5 protein-coding genes, 3 pseudogenes and 1 riboswitch are annotated in these 4413 nt (G+C 64.9%); of the genes and pseudogenes, 6 read left to right on the forward strand and 2 right to left on the reverse strand.

Annotation, left to right across the window (positions count from 1 at the left end; translation table 11 throughout):
• On the reverse strand, positions 1-238 hold a 238-nt coding region (locus V5B39_RS21935; RefSeq protein ID WP_332344937.1), incomplete at its 3' end, for a DUF4194 domain-containing protein.
• 363 nt (positions 239-601) lie between these two features.
• On the opposite strand from V5B39_RS21935, the pseudogene V5B39_RS21940 reads away from it, so the two are divergent.
• From V5B39_RS21940 to V5B39_RS21960, 5 genes and pseudogenes are all read left to right on the forward strand, one after another.
• A pseudogene (locus V5B39_RS21940) lies at positions 602-916 on the forward strand (SDR family NAD(P)-dependent oxidoreductase); the annotation flags it as partial.
• Positions 917-1020: 104 nt separating this feature from the next.
• Positions 1021-1227, forward strand: a complete 207-nt coding sequence (locus V5B39_RS21945; RefSeq protein WP_332344938.1) for an acid-shock protein — start codon at positions 1021-1023, stop codon at positions 1225-1227.
• A 76-nt stretch (positions 1228-1303) separates the two neighbouring features.
• Complete coding sequence (locus tag V5B39_RS21950) at positions 1304-1966, forward strand: response regulator transcription factor (protein WP_332344939.1); 663 nt, start codon at positions 1304-1306, stop codon at positions 1964-1966.
• The gene (locus V5B39_RS21955) at positions 1963-3279 is read left to right on the forward strand and encodes a sensor histidine kinase (RefSeq protein ID WP_332344940.1); all 1317 of its coding nucleotides are present in this window, start codon (positions 1963-1965) and stop codon (positions 3277-3279) included. Before V5B39_RS21950 ends, V5B39_RS21955 begins: the two co-directional genes overlap by 4 nt.
• Before the next feature lie 31 nt (positions 3280-3310).
• Positions 3311-3680, forward strand: a pseudogene (locus V5B39_RS21960) (IS1634 family transposase); the annotation flags it as partial.
• An 88-nt stretch (positions 3681-3768) separates the two neighbouring features.
• Here the strand turns inward: V5B39_RS21960 and V5B39_RS21965 are convergent.
• Entirely contained in the window at positions 3769-3981 is a 213-nt protein-coding gene (locus V5B39_RS21965; RefSeq protein WP_332344941.1) for a hypothetical protein, read from the reverse strand.
• A gap of 66 nt (positions 3982-4047) precedes the next feature.
• Positions 4048-4233, forward strand: a riboswitch (cobalamin riboswitch).
• Between the two features lie 41 nt (positions 4234-4274).
• Here V5B39_RS21965 and V5B39_RS21970 point away from each other — a divergent pair.
• Positions 4275-4413, forward strand: a pseudogene (locus tag V5B39_RS21970) (5,6-dimethylbenzimidazole synthase); the annotation flags it as partial.

Genomic DNA, 4413 nt, shown 5'->3' on the forward strand with positions numbered 1-4413 from the left:
GCAGAAAAGCGTAGCCTTCGGCTTCATCGAGCACCAGTTCGAGGTTGAGCACTGCGACGTAATCGCGCACCCGCGCCTGCAGCGTCAGCAGCGCATTCCACAGACCTGCGTCGGCGTCCTGGTAGATCACGCCCTTCAAGAGCGGAATCACCAGCGCCGACAGGTCGTGTGCGGCGGCAGCCTGGCTGGCGCTCGCCAGCCCCTCTGCGACCGGTGTTTCGAGTTGCTCTGCTGCCATCGTCACCTCACGAAAATCACCCGCGACAGCCGCGCCGGCTTCAGATGTTGCCCAACGTCGGCGCCGAGGCCTTGCCAAGTGATGACCTCGGTCGCCGTAGTGAGTATTTTCCAATTCAGGTATGAGCCTGAAAAAGCGACGGAGTGGGTGACGCGGTGATGCGGGTTGAAGGGTTGAAAAGCAGAGTCTAACGGATCCCGCGGAGGGGCGTTGCGATGATCCTGGCGGGTTGGTCTTGATCCTCGGGGCTAATGCTGCAGAAAGCTCGCCACCAGCGGTGCGTGCTCCGAGCGCAGCAAGCGCCAGGCCGGGTGGCTCTGGCGCAGCAGGTCAAGGGTGTGGCGTGTCGAGGCTCATGGCAGCAGCGGGACGATCATCAACATCGGCTCGGTCGCCTGCGCGACGCCCTACCCCGGCGGTAACGTCTATGGCGCGACCAAGGCCTTCGTCGAGCCAATCACGCGCAACCTGCGCGCCACCAACCTCGCGCCCGGCCTGTGCGGCGGCAGCGAGTTCTCGCCGGTCGGCCTGCGGGGAAACGGGGCAGTGGCGGCCAAGGTCTACGACGGAACGCAGCCGCTCAGCTGCGAGGACATCGCCGAGACCGCGTTCGAGATGATGCCGACCTGCCAGGGTTACGATCCGCTGGTCATCAAGCGCAAGGTGTCGGACGCTTAACGCAGCGCTGCGCGCCGCGTTAAGCGTCCGATAAGTATTTGTGCGGACAATGCTCGCCAGCCAAACGACATAGTTCGGCTTGCCAACCACCCTAGGAGATACGCATGAACAAGATTCTCGTCGCCCTGATGACCGCCGTTTCGCTGTTCGCCTTCACCGCTGCCCAGGCCGCCGACGCCGCCGCGCCGGCCGCCGGTACCGAAGCCTCGGCTCCGGCCAAGACCACCAAGTCGACCAAGACCAAGAAGCCGGCCAAGCAGAAGAAGGCCAAGCACTCGACGACCAAGAAGGCCGAACCGGCCGCGCAATAAATCGTTCTGCCCGACCTCAAGGGCCGGCCTGTGCCGGCCCTTCGTCTGTATGGGATGCAACGGGCAAGATCATGAAATGAGACTGCTGCTCGCCGAAGACGACCCGATGATCGGCAGTGCCGTCGAGCAAGGCCTGCGCGAGGCAGGCTTCGCCGTCGACTGGGTGCGCGACGGCGAAGCCGCCGAACTCGCGCTGCGCTCTGGAACATATGCTTTGCTGGTGCTCGATCTGGGCCTCGCGCGCCAGGACGGCCTCGCGCTGCTCAGGAAAATGCGCGTCGCCGGCAACGACCTGCCAGTACTGATCGTCACCGCGCGCAGCGCGGTTTCCGATCGCGTCACCGGACTTAACCTGGGCGCCGACGATTACCTCGCCAAACCGTTCGACCTCGAGGAACTCGTCGCGCGCATCCACGCCCTGCTGCGCCGCCACGCCGGGCGCGCCCACCCCGAACTGCGCCTGGGTACTCTGGTGCTCGATCCACTGGCACGCGAAGTCCGTCTTGACGGCGTGGCCGTGACGCTCGCCAACCGCGAGTTCGCGCTGCTCGAAGCCTTGTTCGAAAACCCGGGCGCCGTGCTCACCACAGAGCAACTCGAGGACAGGCTCTACGGCTGGGGAGAGGAGATCGCCAGCAACGCCATTGAGGTGCACGTACATAAGCTGCGCAAGAAGCTGGGCGCCGGGTGGATCCGCAACGTTCGCGGCGTTGGCTACCGTCTGGTCGAAGCCAAATGAAGCCCAAGTCGATCCGCCGTGATCTGCTCAAATGGCAGATCGGCGCTCTGCTGGTGATCGCGCTGCTGGTCAGCCTGATAACCTTCGTTCTCACCTGGAACGCGTTCAACCATCTGCGCGACGACGGCCTCGCGCAGATCGCCTATTCGATCGTACGCCACGGCCTGGTTTCGAGCGACAACGAAGACGACGACGATGCGGCCGACAAGGGGCAGTTCGTCAGCCAGATCTGGGACAGCGACGGCGAACTGCAGTACTCGTCGGTCGACGATAGCGGACCGCCGCGCCAGCAACCGGGACACCATACGGTCGATTGGCACGGCGACCGGTGGCACACGTACACCCTCGAGGACGGCGGGCTGACCATCCAGGTCGGCAATCCATCGACCTACCACTACGCCGACTTCCGGCACATTGCGCCCTGGCTTCTGATGCCGCTCACGCTGATGGTCGCCGTGCTCGGCGGGCTCATCTGGTTCGCCGTCGGACACGCGCTCAATCCGCTGCAGCGCGTGCGCGAGGAAATCCTGCGGCAAGAGCTGCCCAAACTGCACGCACTGGCGATAAACGATCTGCCCGAAGAGGTCGTGCCACTCGGCGAGGCGCTCAACGACCTGTTGCAGCGCCTCGAGAGCGCCTTCGCCAGCGAACGCAACTTCATCGCCGACGCCGCGCACGAACTGCGCACACCGCTCACCGCGGTCAGGCTGCAGGCACAACTGGCGCAACGCGCCGACGCCACCGACCAGCGTTCCGCCGCCCTCACGCAGTTGCTCGCCGGCGTCGACCGTGCCAGCCATCTGGTCGAGCAACTGCTGCAGATGGCACGACTCGAGCCCGACGCCGCGCAGTTCTCGTTCGCAACGCTGCGCCTCGACCGGCTGGCCAAGGACGTCATCGGTGAATTCGCTCCCGGCGCCGACGCCAAGGAAATCGACCTAGGCATGGCCAAAAGCCGCGCCGTCGAGGTCTACGGGCACGCCGAGAGCCTGCGTGTGCTGCTCTCCAACCTCGTTGACAACGCCTTGCGCTACACGCCCGGCGGTGGCCGTGTCGACGTCGAGATAGACACGGCGGCTGGGCAGGCCGTCGTCTCGGTCTGCGACAACGGGCCGGGCATCCCCGCTGAGCTGCGCGCGCGCGTCTTCGACCGCTTCTTCCGCTGCGCGCAGAGCAGCCCACCCGGCAGTGGACTGGGTTTGGCCATCGTCAAACAGGTGGCGCGACTGCACTCCGGGGAAGTCACCCTCGATACGAGCGCCGACGGCGGTCTTGTCGTGCGTTTCGTCATGCCGGCAGTGGCGGCCGATTGAACTGTCGCATCGATCCCATCGCAGGCGCTGGCGCTGGCGTACCTACACGATGCTGACCGACCTGGAGGTGTGTTTCGCAGTCTGAAAAGCGAGTTCGGCTTGCGACCCATCTACCACCACAAGGAAGTGCGCTCGGACGGACATCTGTTCATCACCGTGCTCGCCTGCCAGTGTGTTCAGTTCCTGCGCGTGAAACTCAAGGCGGCGGGAATCACCGACAGCTGGGCGATCCTGCGCGACATCCTCTCGGTGCAGCGCCGGGTCACTGCGACCTTCAGCCAGCGCGACGGGCGATCCCTCATGTGCGCAAAGCCACCGTCGCCGAACCCGACCTGCTGGCGATCTATCGCCCGCAGGGCATCAGCGCCGCACCCGGAGGAACCAGAAAACTGATCAGCTGAATCAGAAATCACCGGCTTGTAGTGCCACTTGATGTTTCTTCGTCACGCAAGCTATTGATTCAGCGTTAGGTTTTTCTTGGCGTGTTAATCATTGGTTTGACAGCACCCCTCCTTGCTGGCAGACCGCGGCGGACCAATGAAACTCCCCCGTGACCTGCCCAGCAGGCATTGGCCCGAACGGATGCGGCGCCAGCGGCAGCACGGCTTCGAGCAGCGCGATCCGCTCGCGCACGTGCCGGCCGCGGCCGGGAAAATCCTGCTCGACCTCGCGCAAGTCGGGCGGCAGTTCGCGCGCCGGCATCGCTCACAGCTGTTGGTGCGTGAAAAAAGTCGGCAGTTATGGCACCATCGCATCCGCCCGAGATGCTTCGGGCAGGAGTCTCCGGGTGCTGCCCAGCGCTGCTGGGCGGAGAATCGGGAAGGCGGTGCAAGCCCGCCACGTGCCCAGCGCTGTAAGGAGGACGGGCGATGCATTGGCCACTGACGCGAGTCGGGAAGGCGCATCGACCGGGTGAATCCGAGTCAGAAGACCGGCCAGGAGACAAAAAGGGGCTGCCCGGCCAGGCAGCCGCCGCTTTTCCAGAAGGGGAATCGATGGAAAACCCTGGCGCGCCGCCGGCGCATGCCTTTTCAGACGCCGACCGGTCGGCGGTTTATCAGGCGATCTTCAGCCGCCGCGATGTACGCGGCCAGTTCCTGCCCGACCCGGTGCCCGACGACGTACTCGGCCGGG

Source organism: Accumulibacter sp. (assembly GCF_036625275.1).
Classification (GTDB): domain Bacteria; phylum Pseudomonadota; class Gammaproteobacteria; order Burkholderiales; family Rhodocyclaceae; genus Accumulibacter.